The 26,550-nt window shown below is 41.8% G+C and carries 22 protein-coding genes; 5 read left to right on the plus strand and 17 right to left on the minus strand.

Annotation, left to right across the window (positions count from 1 at the left end; all coding sequences use genetic code 11):
• Positions 1–7 precede the first annotated feature (7 nt).
• The 7 genes from polA to NSU13_RS13205 form a co-directional block, all read right to left on the minus strand.
• Positions 8–2,647 (minus strand): DNA polymerase I, encoded by a 2,640-nt coding sequence (gene polA / locus NSU13_RS13175; RefSeq protein ID WP_326133419.1) that lies wholly within the window; start codon positions 2,645–2,647, stop codon positions 8–10.
• 255 nt (positions 2,648–2,902) lie between these two features.
• Positions 2,903–4,645 (minus strand): ATP-binding protein, encoded by a 1,743-nt coding sequence (locus NSU13_RS13180; RefSeq protein ID WP_144496297.1) that lies wholly within the window; start codon positions 4,643–4,645, stop codon positions 2,903–2,905.
• The gene (locus NSU13_RS13185) at positions 4,638–5,366 is read right to left on the minus strand and encodes a response regulator transcription factor (protein ID WP_024426141.1); all 729 of its coding nucleotides are present in this window, start codon (positions 5,364–5,366) and stop codon (positions 4,638–4,640) included. The genes NSU13_RS13180 and NSU13_RS13185 overlap by 8 nt, the downstream gene beginning before the upstream one ends.
• Before the next feature lie 185 nt (positions 5,367–5,551).
• The gene (gene mdh, locus NSU13_RS13190; protein ID WP_008356047.1) at positions 5,552–6,490 is read right to left on the minus strand and encodes a malate dehydrogenase; all 939 of its coding nucleotides are present in this window, start codon (positions 6,488–6,490) and stop codon (positions 5,552–5,554) included.
• A 34-nt stretch (positions 6,491–6,524) separates the two neighbouring features.
• Positions 6,525–7,796, minus strand: a complete 1,272-nt coding sequence (gene icd / locus NSU13_RS13195) for an NADP-dependent isocitrate dehydrogenase (RefSeq protein WP_024424789.1) — start codon at positions 7,794–7,796, stop codon at positions 6,525–6,527.
• Positions 7,797–7,945: 149 nt separating this feature from the next.
• Positions 7,946–9,064 (minus strand): citrate synthase, encoded by a 1,119-nt coding sequence (citZ, locus tag NSU13_RS13200; protein WP_024424790.1) that lies wholly within the window; start codon positions 9,062–9,064, stop codon positions 7,946–7,948.
• Between the two features lie 376 nt (positions 9,065–9,440).
• Positions 9,441–9,905, minus strand: a complete 465-nt coding sequence (locus NSU13_RS13205) for a DUF441 domain-containing protein (protein ID WP_024424791.1) — start codon at positions 9,903–9,905, stop codon at positions 9,441–9,443.
• Positions 9,906–10,005: 100 nt separating this feature from the next.
• Here NSU13_RS13205 and ytvI point away from each other — a divergent pair, with 100 nt between their 5' ends.
• Positions 10,006–11,124: a sporulation integral membrane protein YtvI gene (gene ytvI, locus NSU13_RS13210; RefSeq protein ID WP_034279643.1), complete on the plus strand. Its 1,119-nt coding sequence runs from the start codon at positions 10,006–10,008 to the stop codon at positions 11,122–11,124.
• A 25-nt stretch (positions 11,125–11,149) separates the two neighbouring features.
• On the opposite strand, the gene NSU13_RS13215 is transcribed toward ytvI, so the two are convergent.
• The 7 genes from NSU13_RS13215 to dnaE all read right to left on the minus strand — a co-directional run bounded on the left by NSU13_RS13215 (position 11,150) and on the right by dnaE (position 21,580).
• The gene (locus NSU13_RS13215; RefSeq protein WP_060697594.1) at positions 11,150–11,539 is read right to left on the minus strand and encodes an FxsA family protein; all 390 of its coding nucleotides are present in this window, start codon (positions 11,537–11,539) and stop codon (positions 11,150–11,152) included.
• A 99-nt stretch (positions 11,540–11,638) separates the two neighbouring features.
• Positions 11,639–13,399, minus strand: a complete 1,761-nt coding sequence (gene pyk / locus NSU13_RS13220; protein ID WP_024426143.1) for a pyruvate kinase — start codon at positions 13,397–13,399, stop codon at positions 11,639–11,641.
• Between the two features lie 27 nt (positions 13,400–13,426).
• Entirely contained in the window at positions 13,427–14,386 is a 960-nt protein-coding gene (gene pfkA, locus NSU13_RS13225; protein WP_024424794.1) for a 6-phosphofructokinase, read from the minus strand.
• Positions 14,387–14,728: 342 nt separating this feature from the next.
• A complete protein-coding gene (gene accA, locus NSU13_RS13230) occupies positions 14,729–15,706 on the minus strand; it encodes an acetyl-CoA carboxylase carboxyl transferase subunit alpha (protein WP_024424795.1) in 978 nt (325 codons plus the stop codon).
• On the minus strand, positions 15,691–16,566 hold the full coding sequence (gene accD, locus NSU13_RS13235; protein ID WP_034279640.1) for an acetyl-CoA carboxylase, carboxyltransferase subunit beta: 876 nt from the start codon (positions 16,564–16,566) through the stop codon (positions 15,691–15,693). Before accD ends, accA begins: the two co-directional genes overlap by 16 nt.
• A 304-nt stretch (positions 16,567–16,870) precedes the next feature.
• Positions 16,871–18,103 (minus strand): malic enzyme-like NAD(P)-binding protein, encoded by a 1,233-nt coding sequence (locus tag NSU13_RS13240; protein WP_025092260.1) that lies wholly within the window; start codon positions 18,101–18,103, stop codon positions 16,871–16,873.
• A gap of 141 nt (positions 18,104–18,244) precedes the next feature.
• Complete coding sequence (gene dnaE / locus NSU13_RS13245; protein ID WP_342489553.1) at positions 18,245–21,580, minus strand: DNA polymerase III subunit alpha; 3,336 nt, start codon at positions 21,578–21,580, stop codon at positions 18,245–18,247.
• Positions 21,581–21,717: 137 nt separating this feature from the next.
• On the opposite strand from dnaE, the gene NSU13_RS13250 reads away from it, so the two are divergent.
• The 3 genes from NSU13_RS13250 (at position 21,718) to NSU13_RS13260 (ending at position 22,853) form a co-directional block, all read left to right on the plus strand.
• Positions 21,718–22,059, plus strand: a complete 342-nt coding sequence (locus NSU13_RS13250; RefSeq protein WP_024424798.1) for a YtrH family sporulation protein — start codon at positions 21,718–21,720, stop codon at positions 22,057–22,059.
• Positions 22,056–22,559, plus strand: coding sequence for a sporulation membrane protein YtrI (ytrI, locus tag NSU13_RS13255; protein ID WP_003216226.1), 504 nt, complete (start codon positions 22,056–22,058; stop codon positions 22,557–22,559). The genes NSU13_RS13250 and ytrI overlap by 4 nt, the downstream gene beginning before the upstream one ends.
• A 108-nt stretch (positions 22,560–22,667) precedes the next feature.
• Complete coding sequence (locus tag NSU13_RS13260) at positions 22,668–22,853, plus strand: hypothetical protein (RefSeq protein WP_003216400.1); 186 nt, start codon at positions 22,668–22,670, stop codon at positions 22,851–22,853.
• A 52-nt stretch (positions 22,854–22,905) separates the two neighbouring features.
• On the opposite strand, the gene NSU13_RS13265 is transcribed toward NSU13_RS13260, so the two are convergent.
• On the minus strand, positions 22,906–23,847 hold the full coding sequence (locus NSU13_RS13265) for a bifunctional oligoribonuclease/PAP phosphatase NrnA (RefSeq protein ID WP_024424800.1): 942 nt from the start codon (positions 23,845–23,847) through the stop codon (positions 22,906–22,908).
• Positions 23,848–23,994: 147 nt separating this feature from the next.
• Here NSU13_RS13265 and NSU13_RS13270 point away from each other — a divergent pair, with 147 nt between their 5' ends.
• Positions 23,995–24,297, plus strand: coding sequence for a YtpI family protein (locus NSU13_RS13270; RefSeq protein WP_003216665.1), 303 nt, complete (start codon positions 23,995–23,997; stop codon positions 24,295–24,297).
• A gap of 37 nt (positions 24,298–24,334) precedes the next feature.
• On the opposite strand, the gene NSU13_RS13275 is transcribed toward NSU13_RS13270, so the two are convergent.
• The gene (locus NSU13_RS13275) at positions 24,335–25,657 is read right to left on the minus strand and encodes a CBS domain-containing protein (RefSeq protein WP_034279630.1); all 1,323 of its coding nucleotides are present in this window, start codon (positions 25,655–25,657) and stop codon (positions 24,335–24,337) included.
• 148 nt (positions 25,658–25,805) lie between these two features.
• Positions 25,806–26,489 (minus strand): metal-dependent hydrolase, encoded by a 684-nt coding sequence (locus tag NSU13_RS13280; RefSeq protein ID WP_041115017.1) that lies wholly within the window; start codon positions 26,487–26,489, stop codon positions 25,806–25,808.
• Positions 26,490–26,550 lie beyond the last annotated feature (61 nt).

Raw genomic sequence — 26,550 nt, forward strand, 5'->3', positions numbered from 1 at the left:
CTCTCTATTATTTTGCGTCGTACCAAGATGGCCCTGAAGCAAAATCAACTTTTAGCGGCACATCTAGCTGAAGTGCATTTTCCATGACTTCAGGAACAACTTTTTCGAGTATGGCAATTTCTTCTTTCGGCGCTTCGAAAATCAATTCATCGTGCACCTGTAATAAAAGATTTGCCTGCAAGTTTTCTTCTTTTAATTTACGCGCCATATCAATCATGGCCTTTTTAATAATATCAGCTGCACTTCCTTGGATCGGTGTGTTCATGGCTGTTCGTTCGGCAAAGCTTTTGATATTAAAATTACGGCTTGTGATATCCGGGATATACCGTCTGCGTTTGAGAAGCGTCGTGACATATCCTTTTTGTTTCGCTTCCTGCACGATCTCTTCCATATAGGTTTTCACGCCTTTAAAGCTTGTTAAATAGCGTTCGATAAAGGCAGCTGCTTCTTTTCTTGTGATCCCAAGGTTTTGAGATAACCCATAATCACTGATCCCATATACAATACCGAAGTTGACAGCCTTGGCTTGTCTTCTCATAGAGGAAGTCACTTCTTCTTCTGAGACATGGAACACGTCCATCGCTGTCTTCGTGTGAATATCCATATCTTGCGTAAACGCTTCGATCAAATTCTCATCCTGAGAAATATGAGCGAGTACACGCAGCTCAATTTGTGAATAGTCAGCAGCAAACATGAGCCAGCCTTCTTTTGATGGAACGAATGCTTGTCGAATCTTTCGTCCTTCTTCTAAACGAATTGGAATGTTTTGCAGGTTTGGGTCTGTCGAGCTTAGTCTTCCTGTTTGCGTGAGCGCTTGATTAAATCGTGTATGCACTTTATGGGTATCCTTGCGCGTTACTTTCATTAAGCCTTCCACATAGGTCGATTGGAGCTTTCCAATTTGGCGGTAATGCAGAATGGACCGAATGATCTCGTGCTTATCTTCAAGCTTTTCAAGAACATCCGCAGATGTCGAGTAGCCCGTCTTTGTCTTTTTAATAATCGGCAGTCCTAATTTTTCAAAAAGAATCACGCCAAGCTGTTTAGGAGAATTGATGTTAAATGTTTCACCTGCTAAGCGGTGAATGGTTTCTTCATATTCTTTCAGCTTTTTCGTTAACTCTTCACCCATCTTCTCTAGGCGCTCAATATCTACCTTTACCCCAAGGGATTCCATTTCACCTAAGATGAGGGCAAGCGGCAGCTCTAAGTCTTCATATAGTTCATGCTGATCATTTTTTTCTAACGCTTCAAGTGTTAAATCATGCAGAGCAGAGATCGCCGCTGCTTTTCGTCCAAGATGTTCCTTCAGTTCATCTTCAGGTGGAATCGCCTGCTTTGCTCCTTTTCCGTACACTTTTTCATCAGAAAGAGCGATGTTAAGACCGTATTCCTTCGCTACACTTGCGACGTCCTCATACGATTTCTGAGGGTTGACGACATAGGAAGCGAGCAGGACATCGTTATCGACACCTTTTAGATCGACATCATGCCATCTGAGGGCGACAACTGCTCTTTTTGAATCAAAGACCCATTTCTTCTTCGTTTCATCCTGTACCCATTGTTTAAATGCGTCTGATTGAAGTGCATCTTCTTTCGTGATAAAAAACGCACCATTTTCATTATGGATTGCAAAACCAATCAAATCTGCTTCATGATAATTATCTCCAAGCTGCTCTACCACAAGAGCAGCTTGATCTGTCAGCATCTCATCCGTTACTTCGGTCATTTTTTTCACTTCTAATGCTTCTACTTCGACCTGTTCACCTGTTTCTGGTGCTTCTCCTAGACGCTCTAGCAGCGTTTGAAAGCCTAGTTCTTTATAAAGAGAGATCACTTGATCCATATGAGGACCTTCATATGCGAGATCCTTGCTTGATACATCTATTGGCGCTTCTACAAGAATCGTTGCGAGTTTTTTACTCATCACCGCTTGCTCTTTATATTCTTCAAGCTTTTCTTTGAGTTTTTTACCGCTGACTTCGTCAATATGTTCAAGCAGGTTTTCAACCGTTTCAAACTGCTTTAACAATTTAATCGCTGTTTTTTCACCTACACCTGGCACCCCTGGGATATTATCTGAGGAATCTCCCATCAAACCTTTCATATCGATGATTTGATCTGGGCGCAGGCCATATTTCTCTTCAATATGAGCCGGTGTGTAATATTCTACTTCTGTAATGCCTTTTTTCGTAATTGCTACCGTCGTATGGTCTGTTGAGAGCTGCGTTAAGTCCTTATCTCCTGAGAAAATTTTGACTTCAAAGCCGTCTTTTTCTGCCTCCACAGCCAATGTCCCAATAATATCGTCTGCCTCGTATTGAGGAAGCTCGTACCTTTTCACCTGATAGGCATCTAATAGTTCACGGATAAACGGCATTTGTTCTGATAGCTCTGGCGGCGTTTTTTGTCTTCCGCCTTTATATTCTTTAAATGTCTCGTGGCGGAACGTTGTTTTTCCCGCATCAAATGCGACAAGCATATGGGTTGGCTTCTCGTCCTCGAGCATCTTCATTAAGATCATCGCAAAGCCATAAATGGCATTTGTATGGACGCCTTTATCATTTGATAATAGCGGCAAAGCAAAAAAGGCTCGATAAGCGAGACTGTTTCCATCCACTAGTACTAATTTCTTTTTGTCTGTCATGTTTTAATCCTCCATCGGCTGAGCCATTTCAGCCGTCTCTTTCACACATTGTATCATCATTTTATCAAAGTTTATTTTGAAAAGAAAATAGTCGAACCTGCATAAAAAAAGGGACGAAAACAACAAGTGTTTTCGTCCTTACAAAATTGGCTCCTTGGATGAAGGGGTTCCTATTCATCCTACCAATGATTGTTTAACTAAACATGAATCCATTGTAAAGATCATGTAAATTTTAACGCGACTTTCCTTTTTTCCCTATTTTGATTTCAGGCTCACTGTAAAAGTCGTTCCTTTACCTTGTTTGCTATGGACCGAAATCGTCCCTTCATGCGCCTCCACAAGGTGTTTGACGATGGCAAGACCAAGTCCTGTACCGCCTGAATTTCTACTTCTATCTTTATCAATTCGATAAAATCTCTCAAATATTCTTGGAATCTCGCTTTTCTTCATGCCGATTCCTGTATCTGCTACATCAAATTCATAGGCGCCTTTCCGCGGTCTTGCCGAAATGGTGACACTCCCTCCCTCTGGTGTATAGGTAAGGGCATTGTTCACGAGATTGAGGAAGATTTGTTTTAACCTCAGCGGATCTGCCATCACATAGACAGGCTCTTTCGGGATACGCACTTGTAGTTGAATGCCTTTTTCTGCAGCCTTTTGTTTTAAAAGGACTTCAATCTCTTGAATGATTTCTGTCGCATTGGCGTCTTGAATATTCAGTTTGAAATGCTGCTGCTCGATTTTGGAAAGATCGAGTAAATCTTGAATGAGTGTTTCGAGACGGACACTCTCTTTTAGAATGATGGAAAGGAATTGTGTCAGCGCTTCTTTGTCATCAATCGCTCCATCAAGAAGAGTTTCGGAGAATCCTTTAATCGACGTAATCGGTGTCTTTAACTCGTGAGACACATTGGCGACAAAATCTTTTCGCATCTGCTCCAGCTGCTTTGTTTCTGTCACGTCATGAAACACAAGGACTATTCCTTTCCATTCATCGTCTGTACTTAAAATGGGAACACCATCCACCTGGAAGTAGCGCCGTTCAATGTCAACGGCCAGGCGTAAAAACTTCCGCACCTTCGTTTCTGTCATGAAAATTTCGTCAATCAGCTCAATAATTTCTTCATGTGTAAATGCTTCATGATACAGCTTGTGCATGTAAATGTGCTTTTGCACCTTAAACTGCTTGCGGAAAGTTCGATTGACTAGGTTAATATACCCCATCTTATCAATCAAAATAATCCCTGCTCCGATGTTTTCAATGACTGTTTGCAGACGGTCCCGCTGCATTTCCCCAGTGCTAGTCATTTCTTGAAGGCTTTCTGCCAGGCGCTTCATTGATGTATTAAGCTCACTTGTTTCAATGATGAGCTCTTCATAATGATTGGTATCATAGTTCCCGCGTTCCAGCTGTTTGGCTACCTTTGTGGCATAATCTATCGGTTTTACATATTTCATCGACATGCGGTATCCAAAGAAAACGATAATAATAATTGCCGTTCCAAGACAAACGGCTAATGCGAGCCAAAGCTGGCCGTCAATTTCATTTAAAGGCTGGAATGACGCATGGAGAAATAAATAGCCTGCCGGTTCATTTTGTTTCAGGATAGGGACTGCGTAATGAAACAGCGCATCCTTTTCATCCTCAATGACGACTCCTTTTGTTTGAAGGCGTTCATTGTTCAGTGTGTTTTGAATGATGCCCCTTTGCTCCGCTTGACCTGTTGTATGTATGATATTCCCCTTCTGGTCCACAATTGACGCATTCATATCGAGATGCTGCTTTGCCTGATTGAGGATCTCCTTGTTCTGCTTCGCCTGCAGATCATCACCATCCATGGAAGAAAGAAGAAAGCTCGATTCATTTTCCATTCGTTCCGTTAATTTAGTTTCATAAAAAACATGGAACATGTGATCCAAAAAAAGGCCAAGTGCAACAAACACAATAAAAAGGAGAAAAATAAGTCCCGAAAACAGGCGGGTTCGAATTTTACTCATTTGGCTTTGGCTCCTCCAATTTGTAGCCTAAGCCGCGAATGGTTTTAATGTATGTTGGTTTTTTCGTATTCTTTTCAATTTTGTCCCGCAAGTGGCTGATATGTACATCCACAATACGAGTGTCACCTGCAAAGTCATAATTCCAAACGGCACTTAGCAGCAGATCACGTGTGAGGACACGTCCTTTATGCTTGGCCAAATAAAGCAGCAGTTCAAATTCCTTCGGCGTAAGCTCTAGACGTTCTTCTTGGAAGTAGACTTCGTAGTGTTCTGGTAAAATGCGCAGTTCACCAATTTTGATTTGGTCTGCAATAACCTCTTCCTTCTCCTCTTGCGCGGGGACAGGCTGAGATTGCTGCGCTCTTCTCAAGATGGCTTTTACCCGAGCACCCACTTCTCTAGGACTGAATGGCTTTGTCATGTAATCATCGGCTCCAAGTTCAAGACCGAGCACCTTATCAAATTCATCGTCCTTTGCTGTCAGCATTAAAATAGGGAACATCATTTTTTGAATTCTCAGTTGTTTGCACACTTCAATACCGTCCATTTTCGGAAGCATTAAATCTAATACAATGAGATCAGGCTGTTCACTTGCTGCTTTTTCAAGCGCTTCTTCCCCATCTCTTGCTGTGACGACATCATAGCCCGCCCTTTCAAGGTTATAGCTTAGAAGTGTTACAATCGATTCTTCATCATCCACAACTAATATTTTTTTATTCATGTTGTGCCTCCAATTAGTGATTTCCCCTGCATCCGTTTTTTTGTATCTTATGTGAAAAGCGAGAAGTCATGCTTTCTCTTTCATTTTAACGAAAGCTTAACAAGAGGACAATTTAAAATTTCGACAAGATTGGTTTTGTAAACAAAAAGAAGGCCCCTCATAAGAGAAGCCTTCTTTTTTTCATATTAAGACAATACTTTCATGACGTTCTTAACAGATTCAACAGAACGGTCAAGCTGACTTCTTTCTTCTTCTGTCAGCTCAAGCTCAATGATCTGCTCAAGGCCGTTTCCACCTACGATTGTTGGTACACCAAGGTAAATGCCTTCGTAGCCATATTCACCTTCAAGGTATGCAATCGTTGGGATCACGCGTCGCTGATCTTTTAGAATCGCCTCAACCATTTCTACTAGTGAAGCAGCAGGTGCATAATAGGCACTACCGTTACCTAATAGGTTTACGATTTCGCCGCCGCCTTTTCTTGTTCTTTCAACAATCGCATCAATACGATCTTTTGGAATCAATGTTTCCAGCGGGATACCGCCTGCGTAAGAGTAACGAACAAGCGGAACCATGTCATCGCCATGTCCACCAAGCACAAAGCCCGTCACATCTTTGACAGATAGGTTTAATTCTTGAGCAACAAACGTACGGAAGCGTGCTGTATCAAGAATGCCCGATTGTCCAATGACTTTTTCTTTTGGTAATCCTGATTCTTTATAAACGGCATATGTCATTGCATCAACAGGGTTTGTTAACACAACAATAATGGCTTCTGGAGAATATTTAACGATTTCGCGTGTCACGCTGCGCATGATTTTTTCATTTGTTGACACGAGATCGTCACGGCTCATTCCCGGCTTTCTTGCAATTCCTGCCGTAATGACCACGACATCAGAACCGGCTGTATCTTCGTAGTTAGAAGTGCCTGTAATGTTCGCATCGAAGCCTTGAACAGGGCTTGCTTCCAGCATATCAAGAGCTTTCCCTTTTGTTGGGTTCTCAAGCTGCGGGATATCAACTAATACGACATCCGCTAATTCTTTTTGAGCCGTTAGAAATGCTGTAGTTGCTCCTGTAAAACCTGCTCCGATGACAGATACTTTTTTACGCTTGTTTGCCATTTCCTTTTTCCCCTTTAACTTTAAAGTTTAAGAATCAAGACAAGTTTTTGATGAGCTCGTCAGCAAACTCAGAACATTTCACTTCTGTTGCGCCATCCATTAATCTAGCAAAATCGTATGTGACGACTTTAGATGCAATTGTTTTTTCAACAGATTGAATCACTAGATCAGCTGCTTCCTGCCAGCCAAGGTGCTCAAGTAAAAGCACGCCTGATAGAAGAACAGAAGATGGATTCACTTTATCAAGACCAGCATATTTTGGTGCTGTTCCGTGAGTCGCTTCAAAAATAGCGTGTCCTGTTTCGTAGTTGATGTTTGCACCTGGTGCGATACCAATTCCACCAACTTGAGCTGCAAGTGCATCAGAGATGTAATCTCCATTTAAGTTCATTGTAGCCACAACATCGAACTCAGCTGGACGAGTTAGGATTTGTTGAAGGAAAATATCTGCAATGCTGTCTTTGACAATGATTTTGCCAGCAGCTTCTGCTTCACTCTGCGCTTTGTTTGCCGCATCTTTTCCATCTTGTTCTACAATACGATCATATTGTGCCCATGTAAAGACTTTGTCGCCAAACTCTTTTTCAGCCACTTCGTAGCCCCAGTTTTTGAAGGCACCTTCTGTAAATTTCATGATGTTTCCTTTGTGAACAAGCGTCACAGATTTACGGCCTTGGTCAATTGCATATTGGATAGCCGCTCTGACAAGACGGGATGTTCCCTCTTCAGAAACTGGCTTGATTCCGATACCTGACGTTTCTGGGAAACGGATTTTATTCACACCTAATTCGTTTTTTAAGAAGTCAATTAACTTCTTCACTTCGTCTGAACCTTTTGCATACTCGATACCAGCATAGATATCTTCTGTGTTCTCACGGAAGATCACCATATCTGTGTCTTCTGGACGTTTCACAGGAGAAGGTACCCCTTTGAACCAGCGAACAGGACGTAAGCATGTGAATAAATCAAGCTCTTGTCTAAGTGCCACGTTTAATGAACGGATTCCTCCGCCAATTGGTGTTGTTAGTGGCCCTTTAATCGCAATTAAGTATTCGCGAATGTCTTCAAGCGTTTGCTCAGGAAGCCACTCTCCAGTTTTATTGTAAGCTTTCTCACCTGCATATACTTCTTTCCAAGTGATTTGCTTTTCACCTTTATATGCTTTTTCTACAGCTGCTTCAAGTACTCTTGATGCTGCTTTCCAAATGTCAGGACCGATTCCGTCCCCTTCAATAAACGGGATAATTGGATTATTTGGTACATTCAATACGCCGCCAGTAACTGTAATTTTTTCGCCTTGTGACAATGATATTACCTCCCAGGTTATGTAGTGAATATTTGAAACTTCTTGGCTTGATGTCTGCAAACAAAGAAGTTTTTCACGTGATTCGTTTTTTTTGTTGATATGGAGGCTGATTGGCCTTTTGAAATCAGCCCCCGCTTATTCTATAAACATTAGTCTCTTTCACTGATCGGAACAAAGGTTTGAAGATCAGGTCCAATGTAGTCAGCTCTTGGACGGATGAGACGGTTGTTGTCATATTGCTCTAGAATGTGAGCAATCCATCCAGAGAATCGGCTGATCACGAAAATTGGTGTAAACAAGTCATGATCAATCCCAAGACTGTGATATACAGATGCAGAATAAAAATCAACATTTGGTGGAAGATTTTTCTCTGATGTCACGATTTCCTCTGCGCGAACAGACATTTCATACCATTTCGGCTCGCCAGTGAGGTTTGTTAAACGCTGGCTCATCTCTTTTAGATGCTTTGCACGCGGGTCGCCTTGACGGTATACACGGTGGCCAAAGCCCATAATTTTTTCTTTCTTCTCTAGCTTACCATGAATATAGGAATCTACGTTTTCAACTTCGCCAATTTCTGAAAGCATCTTCATCACGCCTTCATTAGCGCCGCCATGAAGCGGTCCCTTCAGCGCACCGATAGCCGCTGTCACACCAGAGTAGATATCTGATAGTGTAGCAACACATACACGTGCTGTAAATGTCGATGCGTTTAATTCATGATCCGCATGGAGAATTAGTGCCTTATCAATGGCTTCAATTTCTACTGGTGACGGCTCTTCGCCATTTAGCATATACAAGAAGTTTGCAGCATAGCTGTATTCTTCTTTTGGCTGTACAGGCTCAAGCCCTTTGCGGATGCGTGAAAACGCAGCGACTAGTCCAGAAATTTTCGCCTGTAAGCGAATCGCCTTTCTGTAATTCGCTTCTTTGTCCATAATCTCTGATTCGTCATCAAGTAAACCTAGTAAAGATACTGCTGTACGAATCGCAGACATTGGATGAACCCCATCAAGCGAATAAGATTTAAAATGCTCAATGATTTCTTGCGGAATCTGAGCATTTTCATTGAGCTGCTGTTTTAATTCACTCAGCTCCTGCTCATTCGGCAGCTTTAAGTGCCATAACAGGTAGACAATTTCTTCGAATGTAGCTTTTTCAGTTAAATCATCGATATTGTACCCTACATAAGTAAGAGTATCATCAATAATTGAGCTTACGGATGAAGTTGTTGCCACGATACCTTCAAGACCTCTTGTTGCTGTCATGTTCAATCTCCCCTTTTTAAAAAGATTCCCCTTCGTTGCAGAATTCTCACTTTTTGAAAGCGCTATCCAATCCGGATAAGATAACAGGCTCAGAAAAGAAAATGCTTACATTTACCTATACGGTTAGAGCGCTTTTAGCCTCATATCTCTTGTGTGATCAATGAGTTCAAAATTAAGCCTATTCCCATTATAAACAATAATCAGACATTTGTTAAATGTTTAACTATAATTTTTTTTGATATTTTTTTTTCCAGTCTCCCATATCAGGCATGGAATAAAGGGATTTTGCTTCTTTTAATATATTTAATTATGTTTTTTTGCAAAAGCTCACGCAAGAAAAAATTTAAAAAAGAAAGTGGCAGGAACCACTCTCTTTTCACCCGCTGAAAAATTTCACAGCCTGCATCGCCAAATAAGCAATTCCAGCCCCGATAAGCGGTCCAACTGCCACACCTTTAAATAAGCTGACTGCCAAAATGGTACCGAACACAAGCGCTGCCGTAATATGCGGATCATTTTCGAGTAGCACAATCCCGTTTTTTGCAATTAATGCTACTAATATACCCGCTCCAAGAGCTATCCAAGCATAGGAAGATTTCATCGCTTCTCCAAGCTGCTTAAATCCAATGTCACCTGTTGCAATCGGGACCAGAACTGCAATGGTAATAACGGTGACCCCCCAATTAATGCCTTTAGATTGGAGAACCGGGAAAATTTTTTGATCCAGGCCAATCAGCTTAATCGCGATCAGCACAGAGACTGCTACAATTAACGAATTGTTTTTTGCAATAAGTGCAATAACGAGTAAAAGAACCAAAAACAAATTTGCTTGAGTAAACATACGCCGCTCCTTTCTTTCTTTTTATTGCGACCTTTTCATATTACTAATCTTTTTGAATAAAATGAAGTATCGGACATGCTTGTTTTTTGGAGGGGATTGTGTGAATCACGCCTATGTGGCCATTTTTCTTCGAAGTTTGATGATGATCAGCATTGCTGTTTTTGCGGTTGTCTTTTTATATCAGTCTTTTCCGTTTTTATATCCTTTTTGGATCGCCCTTATCGTGTCTTGTTTAATTCATCCTGCCGTCTGCAAAATCGAAGAGATCACCGGGATGCCAAGAGGATTTGTTGTGGTCATTGTGCTCTTGCTCTTTTTAGTCGCAGCCGCCGGCTTAATGACGCTTCTAGTTGCGGAAATCATTTCAGGAAGTGCTTATTTGGCAAAAGTGCTGCCCCGTCATCTTGATCAAATGATTGGGATTGTAGAGCAATTTTTCACAGACAAGATTCTGCCTTTATATCATGATGTGACGGCCCAATTTAATACGCTTCAAGCAGGTCAAAAGGAATCGATTTTGGGACAAATTCAAGCACTTGGTGATGAAGCGGCCGCAAAAATCGGGTCTTTTCTTTCAAAAACATTCGAGCTTATTCCGGCTTTTTTAGGTCTTTTGCCTGATGCAGCAGCCACACTGTTATTTTCTGCTCTGGCGACTTTTTTTATCACGAAAGATTGGTTTACGTTAAAAACATATGGCTCACGTATCTTTCCCGCAAAATGGATGCAGCATACACGCGCTATTTTATCTGAAATCAAAAAAGCCATTACCGGCTTTATGAAGGCTCAGCTTCTGCTTGTTGCCATGACGATTGGTATTGTATTGATTGGACTCATCATTTTAAAGGTCAAGCATGCCTTCGTCATCGCTCTATGTATCGGGCTCGTCGATTTACTTCCATATATCGGGAGCGGCACTGTTTTTCTACCGTGGATCATTTATTCTGCTATGACAGGAAATCTTTCTCTCGCCATTGGACTGGGCATTTTGTATATTGTCGTCCTCATTCAAAGACAAATATCAGAGCCAAAAGTCTTAAGCAAATCCATCGGACTTAATCCTTTAGCAACGCTTGTGGCGCTATTTGTAGGGTTAAAATGGTTTGGTTTTCTAGGACTTGTGATTGGCCCTGCTTCCCTTGTCGTGTGGCAGGCATTCCGTAATGCAGGAGTTTTCAGAGATATTTATGAGTACATTCGGTATGGCATGCAAAAATAAAAGAGACCTTCAGCTGAAGGTCTCTTTAACGAATGATCGTGTAGCGGTTGCGATTAGACATGTTTCTAAGCCAGCGTTCAAAGAGCGGCTTGATTCTCTTTCTCGTCACCGGAATGAGCAGCAAAGCCCCAATGAGATCCGATAAGAAGCCTGGAATGAGCAGCAGCAGACCGCCAATTAGAATACAAAAACCATCGACAATCGCTCCCCCTGGCATCTTGCCATATTGTAAATCTCGCTGCACTTTTTGGAAGGCTTCTATACCTTGTTTTCTTGCAAAATAAGCACCTAAGGCACTTGTCAGCACGATGAGCAGCATGGTTGGCAAAATGCCAATGATTTTACTTGAGATTAAAAATAAACTAATTTCCACCGCAGGGAACAGAATTAATAATAGTAGAAAATATTTCTTCAACCATATCACCTCATGGGGTATCTTTCATCGAAAGCTGTTTACTTTTTTTAGTGTAACATAAAAAAAGAGAGGAGTCAGACAACTCCCCTCTAGTATGATTTAAAGGACGCTTGCACGGCCTTTGTAGATCGCTCCGCGTGCTGGATCTACTGTAATCTCTTCGCCTTCTTTTAATAGTGTCGTTGCGCTGTCAAGACCAACAATCACTGGAATGCCGAGGCTTAGTCCAACAACTGCTGCATGGCTTGTTAAACCGCCTTCTTCTGTGATAAGGGCAGATGCTTTTTCTAAAGCTCCCATCATATCACGATCTGTGCAGTTTGCAACCAGGATCGCACCATCGTACATTTTTTCTTCTGCTTCTTTTCCGCTTTGTGCAATGACAACCGGTCCAAATGCAGATTTACGGCCAATACCTTGACCTTTCGCAATGATGTCACCGACAACATATACTTTCATTAAGTTCGTCGTACCTGTTTCACCAACTGGCACACCTGCTGTAATCACGATTAAATCGCCGTGTCTTACATAGCCTGTTTCAATTGACTTTTCTACTGCATTCTCAAGCATTTCATCAGTAGACGTCGTTTTTGATCCGCTCTTTGCAAATACACCGAATACGAGTGAAAGCTTTCTCGCCACTGATTCGTTTGCAGTAACTGCTACGATTGGTGCTTTTGGTCTATATTTTGAAATCATTCTTGCTGTGTGTCCGCTTTCTGTCGGTGTCACAATGGCTGCTACATCAAGCTTCATTGCTGTATGTGCAACAGATTGACCAATCGCGTCTGTAATGCTGACTTCTACTTCTTCGCTTCTGCGAGAAAGAATGGCTTTATAGTTTAGTGCTTCTTCTGAACGTGATGCAATGTTATGCATTGTTTGTACGGCTTCTACTGGATATGTTCCTGCTGCTGTTTCACCAGAAAGCATAATCGCATCTGTGCCGTCAAAAATAGCATTTGCCACGTCACTTGCTTCCGCACGGGTAGGACGTGGGTTACGCTGCATGCTGTCCAGCATTTGAGTCGCTGTGATGACAGGCTTGCCTAAACGATTGCATTTTTTGATCAGCATTTTTTGAACAAGCGGTACTTCTTCTGCCGGGATCTCTACACCAAGATCTCCACGCGCAACCATTAAACCGTCAGATACCTCAAGGATCTCGTCGATGTTATCAACACCCTCTTGGTTTTCAATCTTAGGGATGATTTGAATATCAGTCGCATTGTTCTTTTCAAGAAGCTCACGAATTTCAAGAACATCAGAAGCTCGTCTCACAAAAGAAGCTGCGATGAAATCGACGCCTTGTTCAATTCCAAACAGGATATCATTGGCATCCTTTTCTGTAATACCTGGCAGGTTCACACTGACGCCAGGTATGTTGACGCCTTTTTTGTTTTTGAGCGTGCCTGTATTCATGACTTTAGTGACGATTTCTTTGCGGTCCTTGTTAATTTCTTTTACTTCTAAACCAATCAGACCATCATCTAATAGAATCGTTGAGCCTACTTCTACATCATGAATTAAATCTTCGTATGTCACACTAATTTTTTCCGTATTTCCAACAATGTCTTCCATACTCACGATAAGATCAGCACCAGCGACTAGCTCAATTGAGCCGTTTTCAACTGTACGTGTACGGATCTCTGGACCTTTTGTATCTAGAAGGATCGCAATGTCCTTGCCTAATGTTTTACCTGCTTTACGTATGTTTTCAATGCGTGCACCATGCTCTTCAAAATCTCCATGGGAGAAGTTGAGTCTGGCTACATTCATTCCTGCTTCAATCAATTCAGTCAGCTTTTCAATGCTTTCACTTGCTGGACCGATTGTACAAACGATTTTTGTCTTTCTCATTACTGTTCCTCCTAAGGTCTTCTCGTTTTATATAGAGAGCTCTTGTGAAAGTCGGTACATATTTTTATCGACTGTATGTTTTTTATCTAAGATTTCTAAAATATCGTGATGAACGAGTTCATTGCTTTGAATGCCTACACAGCGTCCGCCTTGTCCTTCAAGAAGAAGCTCGACTGCATATGCTCCTAAACGGCTTGCCAGTACACGGTCAAACGCACTCGGAGAACCTCCGCGCTGAATATGCCCTAAGACAGATACACGTGTTTCAAGGCTTGTCTCCTCTTCAATCCGCTTACCAAATTCAACACCGCTGCCTACGCCTTCTGCAACGATGATGATACTATGCTTCTTGCCGCGTTCGTGACCTCTTCTTAACCTAGCAATAATTTCGTCCATGTCATAGTCTGCTTCAGGAATCAAAATAGATTCGGCTCCGCCCGCAAGACCTGACCAAAGGGCAATATCACCAGCATGTCTTCCCATTACTTCCACTACGTATGTACGTTCATGAGATGTGGCTGTATCACGAATTTTATCAATGGCATCAATGACAGTATTCAGTGCTGTATCAAAGCCAATAGTGAAATCAGTACCTGGAATATCGTTGTCAATCGTGCCTGGAACACCTACACATGGAAAACCGAGCTCTGTTAATTTCTTCGCTCCCATAAATGACCCGTCTCCACCAATGACTACAAGTCCTTCAATACCGAATTTTTTTAAGTTTTCAATTCCTTTTTCACGACCTTCAACTGTCTTGAATTCAGGACATCTTGCCGTGTAAAGTTTTGTTCCTCCACGATGAATGATATCGCCTACTGAACCTATTTCGAGTTTCTCAATTTTACCGTTAATTAGACCTGAGTATCCATTATAAATACCGTAAACTTCAACATTATGGTAAATTGCTTTCCTTACAACTGCGCGCACAGCTGCATTCATTCCTGGGGAATCCCCACCGCTTGTTAAAACTCCTATACGCTTCATCTTTTTCACCTCAGAGACCATATATGAATTAAACATACCATTTCCACTGCTTGAAAACAATCATGAGCAAATTTGGATGTTTTCAATACGAATTTCTAAAACCGTACTTATTATACAATTAAATAAACCGTTTTTAAACAAAAGTTAAGAACGTCATGAAAGCAAATCTCTCTGAAATCTGTGAAGGGAGGTGCTATAAACCTTATCATATCAAGGTTTTCAGACGTTTCAAATTTTATGAAAACAAAAGAAAATTATTTTCAAATAGCGCTTACATGAAGTCGGTTTTCATGAAAAAAGATGAAAAAAAATAAACGCCAGCCAAAATGGCTGTACGTTTATTTAGTTTACCCCAATATATTGATTTTCAATCGATACTTTCCCGATTGCTTTATATTTTTCATATCTTTGTTCGACTAGTTCTTCAGGTGTTAGTTTGAGCAAAGATGTAAGTGACTGTTTTAATGTTTTTTCCATGTAAGCTGCTTGTTGTTTCACGTCTCGATGTGCTCCACCTTGCACTTCTTTAATAACATCATCTATAATATCTAATTCTTTTAGGTCTGGAGCGGTAATTTTCATTGATTCTGCAGCTTTTTTCGCAAGTGATGAGTCCTTCCAGAGCAGCGCTGCTGCACCTTCAGGTGAAATCACTGAATACGTTGAGTTTTCTAGCATGAATAGGTGGTTTCCTACGCCTAAGCCTAGTGCGCCGCCGCTTCCGCCTTCTCCAATGACAATACAGACAACTGGTACACGAAGTCCTGCCATTTCGAATAGGTTTTTCGCAATTGCTTCACTTTGTCCGCGCTCTTCAGCTGCTTTACCAGGATAAGCTCCTTTTGTATCAATAAAGCAAATGATCGGGCGATTAAATTTATCTGCTTGTTTCATCAAGCGCAGCGCTTTACGATAGCCTTCTGGATGAGGCATTCCGAAATTACGGCGCAAGTTTTCTTTTGTATCTTTACCGCGCTGATGGCCAATAACAGTGACAGGAAGCCCTTTAAACGTGGCAATTCCTCCAACGATCGCTTCATCATCACCATAAAAACGGTCACCGTGACATTCGAAAAAGTTGTCAAACAGCTCTTGAATGTAATCGAGAGTTGTTGGGCGCATCGCATGCCGAGCAATCTGCACTCTGTCCCACGGCTTTAAATTTGTATAAATGTCTGCTTCAAGCTTGCTCAGACGTGTTTCAAGGCGCTCAATTTCTGCACTTAAATCCATTTCTGAGTTTTGTGTGAACTTTTTCAGTTCATCAATTTTCGCTCGAAGTTCAATGACAGGTTTTTCAAATTCTAGTTCTCCAGCCACTCTCGTTCACCTCCTGTGCTGTGTAGTGCTAAGATTCGGCCTAGTGTTTCTTTCATTTCTGCACGATGGATGACAGCATCAAGCTGTCCATGCTTCATTAAAAATTCAGCCGTCTGGAAGTCCTCTGGCAGGTCTTCACGAATCGTTTGTTCAATGATTCTTCGTCCTGCAAAACCAATTAAAGCACCAGGTTCTGCAAAATTGTAATCACCGAGAGACGCAAAACTAGCTGATACACCGCCAGTTGTTGGGTTCGTCATCACAGAGATAATCAAACCTTGATCCTCGCTGAACAGTTTTAATGCTGAACTTGTTTTTGCCATCTGCATGAGACTAAGAATTCCCTCTTGCATTCTCGCTCCGCCAGATGCAGTAAAGATAATAAATGGCACCTTGTCCGCTTTTGCTTTCTCGATCGCCAGCGTGATCTTTTCACCAACAACGGATCCCATGCTGCCCATACGGAACGTGGCATCCATGACAGCAATCACAGCACTTTGGCCTTCAATTTCACCTTTACCTGTGACAATGGCTTCATTCAAAGATGTCTTTTCTCTGTCTTTCTCAAGCTTTTCTTCGTAGCCTGGGAAACCGAGCGGGTTTGCTGAAATGAGGTGCCCGTTAAATTCTTCAAATGTGCCTTCATCTACAAGGCTTTCAATACGCTGTTTTGCATTCATTTGCAAATGTCTGCCGCAATTCATACAAACACGTAAATTTTTATCTAGTTCTTTGGTGAGCATTATTTTTTTACATTGCGGACATTTGGTCATGATGCCTTCAGGCACATCTTGACTTGCCTGTTCAGAGGGTACAGATGCATATTTTTTCTTTTTACTGAAAATATTCTTGATTGACAAATGACTACCTCCCTTTTTGAAGGGTTTTTTCTTTACACGCACATCCACTATTATAGGACATGTCATAACTGTACCGAAACTATTGTACTTTTTTTGTCAAACGCTGTCATCCTTCATTCAATTTTTTCAGTGGGGAATTGATGAGAAATGAGTATGTGTTTGGGGCGCTGAGCAGTTGATATGTTTGAATTGTGAACGTCTACAAAAAAATCTCATTCCGGATGAAAAATTTTTCGCATAAGAGAGGAAATGGTGCACGCTTTTCCTCCAATTTCAGAAAGAACGTGCACACTTTTCCAGTTGATTATTCGCCGATAATCGTTAATTTTCTTGTTTTTTCAGCGACAGCTTCTGGGTCGACCTTGATTCTTGCAACACCAGTTTCCATTGCTGCTTTTGCCACCGCTTTTGCTACCGCTGGTGCTACGCGTGCATCAAATGGTGCAGGGATGACATATTCAGCTGACAATTCTTCATCTGAGACAAGAGACGCAATTGCTTCAACAGCTGCGATTTTCATTTCTTCGTTAATGTGAGTTGCACGTACATCTAATGCTCCGCGGAAAATTCCTGGGAATGCCAGTACGTTGTTCACTTGGTTCGGGAAGTCAGAACGGCCAGTTCCTACAACACTTGCACCTGCTGCATGTGCATCTTCTGGCATGATCTCTGGATTTGGATTAGCCATAGCAAATATGACAGGATCTTTTGCCATTTTTCCAACCATTTCTTTTGTTAAAGCGCCTGCTACTGAAACCCCGATAAAGACGTCTGCACCTTCAATGACTTCTTCTAATGAACCTTCTTTGCGGTCTTGGTTCGTGAATTTAGCTACTTCGTTTTTCACTGCATTCATACCGTTCGGGCGGCCTTCGTAAATAGCACCTTTCGTATCACACATAATGATATCACGTACACCGAAATGATAAAGAAGCTTGATAATCGCAATTCCTGCTGCCCCGGCGCCGTTTGCCACTACTTTGATTGAAGACATGGATTTTCCAGATAGCTTCAGTGCATTCACAAGTCCTGCTACTGTCACAATGGCTGTTCCGTGCTGATCATCGTGGAAAACTGGAATGTTTGTCTCTTTTTTCAAGCGCTCTTCGATGATAAAGCAGTTAGGTGCTGCAATATCTTCAAGGTTCACACCGCCAAAAGTCGGCTCAAGAAGCTTCACTGTTTCAACGATTTTGTCAACATCGTTCGTTGCAAGCGCGATTGGGAAAGCATCTACGCCTGCAAAACTTTTGAATAATACAGCTTTCCCTTCCATTACTGGAAGAGATGCTTCTGCGCCAATATTTCCAAGCCCTAAAACAGCGCTTCCGTCTGTGACAACAGCGACCATATTGCCTTTCATTGTATAATCATACACTTTGCTTGTGTCGTCATAAATATCTTTACATGGTTCTGCAACACCAGGTGAATAAGCCAAGCTCAAGTCTTTCGCATTTTTCACTTGTACTTTTGATTTTGATTCGAGTTTGCCTTGATTCTCTTTGTGCATATGTAATGCTTCTTCTCTTAATGACATGTGATGAACACTCCTTCAAGTGGAAAATGATTTAATGATTTGCTAAGTTGATAAGCACATACTGGCAGTTTTAAATACACAGAATCTTTAAAATGATAACACAATAGGTGAATTTGTAAAACATATTCAGGCGATTTGTCATCATTTAATCACAACGTTTTGTTCACCGAGCAGCTCTTTTAACTGGAAAATCACAGCATGATTTGCATGAACTTTGTATGCATCTGGAAGTCTCATCGTCTTTTTTTGCTTCTCATAATACAAATAGACATCTGCTTCTCCGCTGTGCATCGAGAGGACTCGTTTTACTTGCTCTAGCAGCTCCTGCGTATGATTCTCTTCTTTGACCCGAATGTAGACAGACTCTTTTCTTTTTGCGTCCATCTCTTCCAGCAAAGCAGCTTCTTGCACGATGATTTGACTGCTGTCATTTCTGACCTCTACTCTGCCTTCAACATAAAGCATGGTGCCCTCCTCAAGTAAGGGGGACAGCTTTCTAAATTGCTCTGGAAAGACGACGCCTTCCATTTCTCCCGTTTCATCCCCAAATGTAACAAATGCCATCGATTGTCCATTTTTTGTCCGAATCGATTTCACTTTTGTCAAAAGACCACCCATTGAGATTTTACGCTTTATATAGGAAGAAAGCCTGATGATTTCCACTGCACTATTCTCTCTTAAGCGGTCTCGGTACGCTTGTACTGGATGATTTGATAAATATAACCCGAGTGCCTCTTTTTCAAATTGCAGGAGGTCAACAAGCGGCATTTCTTCTATCTCCGCATATTTTGGCTTAATGGAGAAGGTTGTATCCCCAAGAAAGTCAAGCTGATCCTCTGGATTTAAAAATGACACGTGGTCTAACGCAATATCTATCGATGCTAATAACGAAGCACGATTGGGATAAAATTCATCCATCGCCCCTGAAAAAATGAGCGCTTCAATCGTTTTTCGGTTGACACTCTTTGGTGATACTCTTGCGCAAAAATCAAATAAATCTTCAAACGGCTTTTCCTGTCTTGCTCTGTATATATCCTTTACAGCTGACACTCCGACATTTTTGATCGCTCTTAAGCTGTAGCGGATCTCCCCTTTTTCAACCGTAAATGGAAACTCACTCTTATTAATAGAAGGCTTCAACACAGATATCCCTTTTTCCTTCGCCTCATAGAAATATTGAGCAACTTTGTCTTCATTTCCAATTACACTCGTTAAAAGACCGCACATAAAATATAACGGATAATGCGCTTTTAAATAAGCAAGCTGAAAGCCAATCATGCTATATGCAACAGCATGGCTTCTATTAAAACCATAGTTTGCAAATTTGACGATTAAGTCATAAACGTCATTTGCAATGTTAACAGGATACTCCTTTTTTAGGCATCCTTCAACAAAATGGCTTCGCTCTTCATCAAGAACCTTTTTATCCTTCTTCGAAACAGCTCTTCTTAATAGATCTGCCTCGCCCAGCTGAAAACCAGCCATCTTCGCTGCAATCAGCATGATTTGCTCCTGATAGACGATGACCCCATATGTATCCTTTAATATGTCATACAAATCAGGATGAGGATAGGAGACCTTGACTCTGCCATGCTTTCGGTCGATAAAAAGCGGGATATTTTCCATTGGACCTGGACGATAGAGGGCATTGACCGCCACGATATCTTCTAAACTAGACGGCTTCAGGCGTCTCAGCACCTGTCGCATTCCCTGTGATTCAAGCTGGAATATTCCAGTTGTATCTCCGGCGGATAACAATTCAAACGTTTTCTGATCCTCGTATGAAATGTCACTAAAGTTAATGTGGACGTTTTCCTGTCTTTCAATCTGGTTTTTAATGGATTCAATTAATGTTAAGTTTCTGAGCCCTAAGAAATCCATCTTTAAAAGTCCAAGGTCTTCTAAATAATTCATGGCGTACTGCGTTAAATACACACCTTCATGGCCGTCTTGAATCGGAACGACCTCTGTCAGCGGCTCTTCGCTCAGCACAACGCCAGCTGCATGTGTCGAGGTGTGTCTTGGCAAGCCTTCTACTTTTAAAGCAGTTTGGAAGACCTTTCGAAGCTCTTCGGATTGCTGAAGCATCGTTTTTAATTCAGAAGATGCAGTCACCGCTTCTTTCAGCGTCGTTCCTGGCTTTGATGGAATCAGCTTGGCAAGACGGTCCGCTGCTTTTGAATCAATTCCCATCACACGTCCAACATCCCTTAAAGCAGCTTTTGCTGCAAGAGTTCCAAACGTGACAATTTGCGCCACATGCATGTCTCCGTATTTGTCTTTTACATAAGAAATGATTTCATCTCTTCTCGTATCAGGGAAATCAATATCAATATCTGGCATACTGATCCGCTCTGGATTTAAGAAACGCTCAAATAAAAGACCGTGACGGATCGGATCGACATCCGTAATAAACAGAACATAAGCAACAAGTGAACCCGCTGCTGATCCCCGTCCAGGGCCTGTGACAATCCCTTTGTCATGCGCATACTTCATAAAATCCCACACAATGAGAAAATAATCACTGAAATTCATTTTTTGGATAATGCTCAGCTCATATTCAAGCCTTTTAACATACATGTCATTTGAAGCAATCTTTCTTTGCTTCATCCCTTCTGCGCACACTCTGCGTAAAAACTGATCTGCTGTTGATTGATCAGGAGTTGGATAGGATGGAAGTTTTGTCTGCCCAAGATTTAAATCGACTTCACAGCGGTCTGCAATCTCCACCGTTCTTGTCAGCAGCTCTCGATCATCTCTATACCATTCCAACATTTCATCAAAGGATTTGAAATGCTTTTCTCCTCGGTCTTCCTCTATCTCTGAAAGCTGCTTACCTGCTTTAATCGCCTTTAAGCACGTATAAGCCATTTTGTCTTCTCGATTGATATAGTGAACATCACCCGTCGCAACAAGAGGAATGTCCATACTTTGTGAGACGTCCCGCAGTTTGCCGGCGAGCGATTCGTCCTGCTGAAATGGCTGAAGTGCGATATACACATGTCCCTCGCCGAATATATGCTTCAATTGTTTGGCGGCTTCACGCGCTTCTTCTAACTGATCATGCTGCAAAAGCGTTTCAATATACCCAGATGCGCCTGGTGTGATGGCAATGAGCCCGCGGTGATAGCTTTTGAGCCATTTCTCTTTCAATCCGGCTTTTGATTTTGATTTCAGCACACTGCTGATTTTGATCAGGTTTTGATAGCCTTCATTGTTTTTTGCAAGGAGTACCAAGGGATAAGCCTCTGTCTCTTGTTCATCTATGAAGACAGAAGCTGTTAAACCGATAACCGGCTTGATGCCATGTTTTTTACATTCCTTATAAAATTCAACCGTGCCATACATCACATGGTCATCGGTAAGAGCAAGCGCCTTGCAGCCAAGTTCTTTTGCTTTCAGCACAAGCTCCTTTACTTTAGCTGCACTGCTTAACAAGCTGTATCCACTGTGGACCTGAAGATGAACATAAGACATGCTTAATCCACTCCTTTCGTCTAAAGTCATTCTTTCATTATAAAACGCGATGCGATGAGAAACAAATGTTCTTTCTTTTCTGACCGTTCATACTTGTCCAGCACACGCCATATATTGAATAGAGTGAGGTGGACAAAATGGATGTGAAGGAAGCTTTTATTCCGAATTTTATCAGCTGTTATTTTATCGCCCTTGGAGTCATTTTGGGTGGTGCTATCATAGGCGGTGTTGGTGCGTATTTATCTGGTCAGCCGCCTTTATCCATTATTACTAGTCTTGCCAACCGTTTAAAGATTTGGGCGCTTGTCGCCGCTATCGGTGGAACATTTGATGCTGTTTATAGCTTTGAACGAGGCATTTTCGAAGGAAACACGCGTGATATTTTCAAGCAGATTTTATTAATTATCTCTGCCATGGGCGGTGCACAAACGGGGTATCTCATTATTACGTGGCTCACCCAGGAGCATGTGTCATCATGAGGGTGCCGGAGCTGTATAAACGCCCAGGCTGGCAGCGTTTTTTTGCAGGAATGATGTTTGGTGCGATTGTAAGCTGGCTCATTTTTCTCTTTACATACGGAACCTTTCAGGAAAAGCAAGTGACACTGCTGAGAAGCCAGCAGCATCATATGGACAGTTTGAAAGAACAAATCACACTCTATCGGGAAGATTTGCATAAGTTAAATGAGGATAATAAGAAGCGGCTGCTGATTCAAAGCGTAGATGTTCATCTCGTGAATCGTGAGCAGTATAAAATCCCAGAGCCAGATACGCTAAAGTTTGAAGATCAGGTCAAGGAGGATATCTCAGAAGTCATTACAAAGGATATTGAAAGTGTCTATAAAACAAAGGAATTACTAAAACGGACAGTGGAAAATAAAGAATATACCATTCGGGAAAAGGCATATCGCGCGAAAGTGACAGAGCTGACAATTTATACGAAGCTTTCACTTGAAGTACGTATTTCATTTGCTGAATAAGGAGGTTGTGGAATTTTTATGAATTTCTGCCCTCAATGATCGCTTTTCACGCTTCATTTTTATACACTAAAAGTAGAACGAGATCTTAAATAGAAAGAGGTGAGGACAATGGAGGTTTACAGCTATCGTCAAATGGCACGAGACAAAGCAAGCCGGATCAAAGACGGCATGTGCGCCTATGCTGAGACAGAAATGATGGCTCATTTAATTAAAAAAGAATTAAAGCATCAAAATCTCCAAGCCTATGAAGATTCAACAGACATCGGCTGCTGGTTTATCCCTGTATGCAAGTAACCCTTTTCTCCATGACAAAAAAGAGAGAAGGGACTTAAGTATCCCTCCTCTCTTATGATGATGATTTACATACTTCCTCTAAATCACGCAAAATCTCATCTGCTACTGCCCAATCATAAATGGACGCACCGGCTGCAAGCGGGTGGCCGCCGCCATGATATTTTTTCGCAATGGTGTTAATGACGACTCCTTTAGAGCGGAATCTAACACGAATCTGATCGTTTTCTTCCACAAAAAAGACCCATGCCTTAATGCCTGCAATATTTCCTAGTGTCCCAACAAGCTGTGAGGCTTGCTGCGCTGTTGTTTGGAACGATTCCAAAATTTCACGCTTAATGAAAACAGATGCAACCCCGTTCTCTGACAAAGAAATATGTTGAAAAATATAACCATTTAATTTCACGACATTCAAATCTGTCTCATACAATTGATTGAAAAGATCTGAAGATGAAAATGGATATTCGATGAGTTCACCTGCATATTTGAGTGTCTTTTTCGTTGTGTTTGGGAAAAGGAAGCGGCCTGTGTCTCCTACAATGCCGGCATAGATCAATTCAGCCGCCTTTGTATTCAGCTGATATCCTTCTTCTTTCCCCTCTAAGTACAATTCATAAATCATCTCGCTCACAGAGCTTGCCTCTGTATCCACCCAAAGCAAATCACCATAAGGATCTTCATTTGGATGATGGTCGATTTTCATCAGCTTATCGCCCATTAAATAGCGCTGATCATCGATTCTTGCTTGGTTGGCCGTATCACAGACAATGACAAGGGCCCCTTTATACACGTCGTCTGGTACCTCATCGAGTTCATATAAAAATGAAAGGGATGGCTCAGGCGTTCCTGTCGCATAAATATTTTTTTCTGGATAGGTGGCACGCAAGATTTCCGTAAGGCCGCACTGCGATCCATACGCATCAGGATCTGGTCTTACATGTCTATGGATGATGATGGTGTCATATAATGATATGGTTCTAATCAGTTCTTTTTTCATAAAAACTCCTTCTCATGCGATACTCTTTTTATTATTAAATCATAATCTATCGTGACGGAAAAGTGAGGAATAGACAATTTATTCTAGTAAGCAAGCCTATTTACGTTTAAAATAGGGTTGTAACCACTTACAATGGAGGCTTGGCACATGCTTGTTTTGATTGTGTTTATTATTTGTTCTGCCATGTTTTATTTATACTACAAAGCAAAAAATGTCCGTACGAACCGGCCAGTCGAGAAAAAATTCTGGTCGGCGAAATCCAGTATGGCACTTGGCTGCTTTGTCCTGCTCTTCGGTGTGAATCAATTATTTTTAAACCGCTCGTCACTCGCATTTGTCATCGGATTTATTTTTGTTGCCGTCGGTATCGGCAGTACGTGGGCTGGGTATAAAGCCTACAAGCATTACCTTCCGCTCTTCTTAAAGGAAGGCGAAAAAGATCACGCGTAATAAGGAAAGGGGCGACATAAGTTCGCCCTTTTTATCATTATCCCCTCTCCATCAGCTGCACCATCAGCATCGCTTTGCCTACGATATTCGATTGGTGATAAACCTCGACTTCCAGCTTTCCAAACTTGCGTCCTACTTCTAAAATATTCGGCTTAATCTGGATTGTGGATTCCATTTGGACCGGTTTTAAGAAATAGACAGAGAGACTCTCGACGATCAGTTCGCCCTTTTTATGAGATTTTAAGAAGCGGTTGGCAGATTCGATTAAAATTTGTGTGAACACCCCATATGAAATGTTTCCAAGCTGGTTCGTCATTTGCGGGGTAACCTCGTATTGATAAACCGCATCCGCTTTTGGTTTTTCTGTATCGGTTTCTTTAAATCCTCTTGAGACAACATCATCCAGCTTTTCTCCGACCTGCGGCTGCTTTTGAATCATTTGGAGCGCCTTGAGCACATCCTGACGGCTGATCATACCGATCAACTTCGCATGATCATCCACAACTGGCAGCACCTCAATGCCTTCCCACACCATCATTTGTGCAGCTGAGGCGACAGATGTCTTGCCAATGACCGTCAGCGGATTTTTCGTCATCACTTTTTCAATCGGTGTGGAGCGGTCATGCCCCGCAATATCCTTTGAGGTGAGGATTCCGTGAATCTTCATTTGATCATCTGCGACCGGGAAACGGCCGTGGCCAGTTTCATAATTCTTTTCATACCATTTTTCAAGCTTATCCTCTGGTGATAAATACACGGTGCGTTCAATCGGCGTTAAAATATCTTCTACAAGCACAATTTCTTTTTTAATTAATTGGTCATAAATGGCTCTGTTAATGAGAGCCGCTACGGTAAATGTATCGTAGCTTGTCGATAAAATCGGCAGCTCCAGCTCATCTGCGAGCTGAATGATTTCATCATCTGTTGAGAATCCGCCTGTGACCAGCACAGCCGCTCCTGCCTCTAATGCCTGCCTATGGGCATTGATCCGGTTTCCGACGATGAGCAGGTTGCCAGCAGCCGTATAGCGCATCATTGCGTCCAGCTCCATCGCTCCAATGACAAATTTGTTTAACGTTTTATGTAATCCGGCGCGTCCTCCAAGGACCTGTCCATCAATGACATTGACCACTTCTGCATATGTCAGTTTTTCAATATTTTCTTTTTTCTTTTGTTCAATTCGAATGGTGCCGACTCGTTCAATGGTACTGACGAATCCTTTATTTTCAGCATCTTTGATGGCCCGGTAAGCGGTACCTTCACTCACTTTCATTTCTTTCGCTATGCGCCGGACAGAAATTTTCTCTCCGACATCTAATGAATCAATATACGATAAAATTTGCTCATGCTTTGTCGCCAATCCCGTTCACCCTTTTTGTTTTCAGCGTTTTCATCTATGTTTCATTATAAGGGCAGGAGGCTTTTAATAGCAATTTGTCTTTTCTTTCAGCAGATGAAGGCAAATAAAAAAAGCCGGCATTTGTTTGCCAGCTTTATTCATATGAGGATTAAATCTCGATTGATTCCCCGCTGTTTAACACATGACCGACGCCGCCATGCAGGCTGTCTGCAAATGCATGCGGATCCTGTTCAATTGGCGGGAATGTGCTGTAGTGAATCGGAACGACCTGTTTTGCCCGCAGCCATTCTGCTGCGATTCTTGCATCCTCCGGTCCCATCGTGAAGTTATCACCAATTGGAAGGAATGCAAGCTCAATATGATTCAGTTCACCGATCAGCTTCATATCTGAAAAGAGTGCAGTGTCTCCAGCATGATAAATGGTTTTGCCCTCTGCCGTGAATAAAATACCTGATGGCATCCCTGTATACGTAATTGTCTGTGCCTCTTCATCAATGACAGCTGAACCATGGAACGCTTGCGTGAGCTTCACTTTACCAAATTCAAACTCACGGCCGCCTCCAATAGAAAGCGGGTGCGTTTTCACCCCTTGCCAGCTTAAATACGTGGCAAGTTCGAAGGGCGCGACAACAAGTGCATCATTGTTTTTAGCCATTTCAATGGTGTCGCCGATGTGATCTCCATGTCCATGTGTCAGTAAAATGACATCCGCTTTCACATCTTGCGGTTTGATCTCTGTGTGCTTATTTCCATTTAAAAATGGATCAATCCAAATATGGTATCCGTTTGTTTCAATGTGTACAACTGAATGTCCATGATATGTAGCTTTCATGTGAGTATATCCACCTTTCAATTTTTGATCTCATATCATTTATTCCCTCTATAAAAAGCTG

It is taken from the genome of Bacillus sp. FSL M8-0049 (assembly GCF_038593355.1).
GTDB lineage: Bacteria > Bacillota > Bacilli > Bacillales > Bacillaceae > Bacillus > Bacillus safensis.

Coding starts and splice junctions, on each gene's coding strand:
- polA (WP_326133419.1), bottom strand. CDS start 2,647: ATGACAGACAAAAAGAAATTAGTACTAGTGGATGGAAACAGTCTCGCT.
- NSU13_RS13180 (WP_144496297.1), bottom strand. CDS start 4,645: ATGAGTAAAATTCGAACCCGCCTGTTTTCGGGACTTATTTTTCTCCTT.
- NSU13_RS13185 (WP_024426141.1), bottom strand. CDS start 5,366: ATGAATAAAAAAATATTAGTTGTGGATGATGAAGAATCGATTGTAACA.
- mdh (WP_008356047.1), bottom strand. CDS start 6,490: ATGGCAAACAAGCGTAAAAAAGTATCTGTCATCGGAGCAGGTTTTACA.
- citZ (WP_024424790.1), bottom strand. CDS start 9,064: ATGACAGCAACAAGAGGTCTTGAAGGTATCGTGGCAACAACTTCATCC.
- NSU13_RS13205 (WP_024424791.1), bottom strand. CDS start 9,905: ATGTTTACTCAAGCAAATTTGTTTTTGGTTCTTTTACTCGTTATTGCA.
- pyk (WP_024426143.1), bottom strand. CDS start 13,399: ATGAGAAAGACAAAAATCGTTTGTACAATCGGTCCAGCAAGTGAAAGC.
- pfkA (WP_024424794.1), bottom strand. CDS start 14,386: ATGAAGCGTATAGGAGTTTTAACAAGCGGTGGGGATTCCCCAGGAATG.
- NSU13_RS13240 (WP_025092260.1), bottom strand. CDS start 18,103: ATGTCATTAAGAGAAGAAGCATTACATATGCACAAAGAGAATCAAGGC.
- dnaE (WP_342489553.1), bottom strand. CDS start 21,580: ATGTCTTATGTTCATCTTCAGGTCCACAGTGGATACAGCTTGTTAAGC.
- NSU13_RS13250 (WP_024424798.1), top strand. CDS start 21,718: ATGGATGTGAAGGAAGCTTTTATTCCGAATTTTATCAGCTGTTATTTT.
- ytrI (WP_003216226.1), top strand. CDS start 22,056: ATGAGGGTGCCGGAGCTGTATAAACGCCCAGGCTGGCAGCGTTTTTTT.
- NSU13_RS13260 (WP_003216400.1), top strand. CDS start 22,668: ATGGAGGTTTACAGCTATCGTCAAATGGCACGAGACAAAGCAAGCCGG.
- NSU13_RS13265 (WP_024424800.1), bottom strand. CDS start 23,847: ATGAAAAAAGAACTGATTAGAACCATATCATTATATGACACCATCATC.
- NSU13_RS13270 (WP_003216665.1), top strand. CDS start 23,995: ATGCTTGTTTTGATTGTGTTTATTATTTGTTCTGCCATGTTTTATTTA.
- NSU13_RS13280 (WP_041115017.1), bottom strand. CDS start 26,489: ATGAAAGCTACATATCATGGACATTCAGTTGTACACATTGAAACAAAC.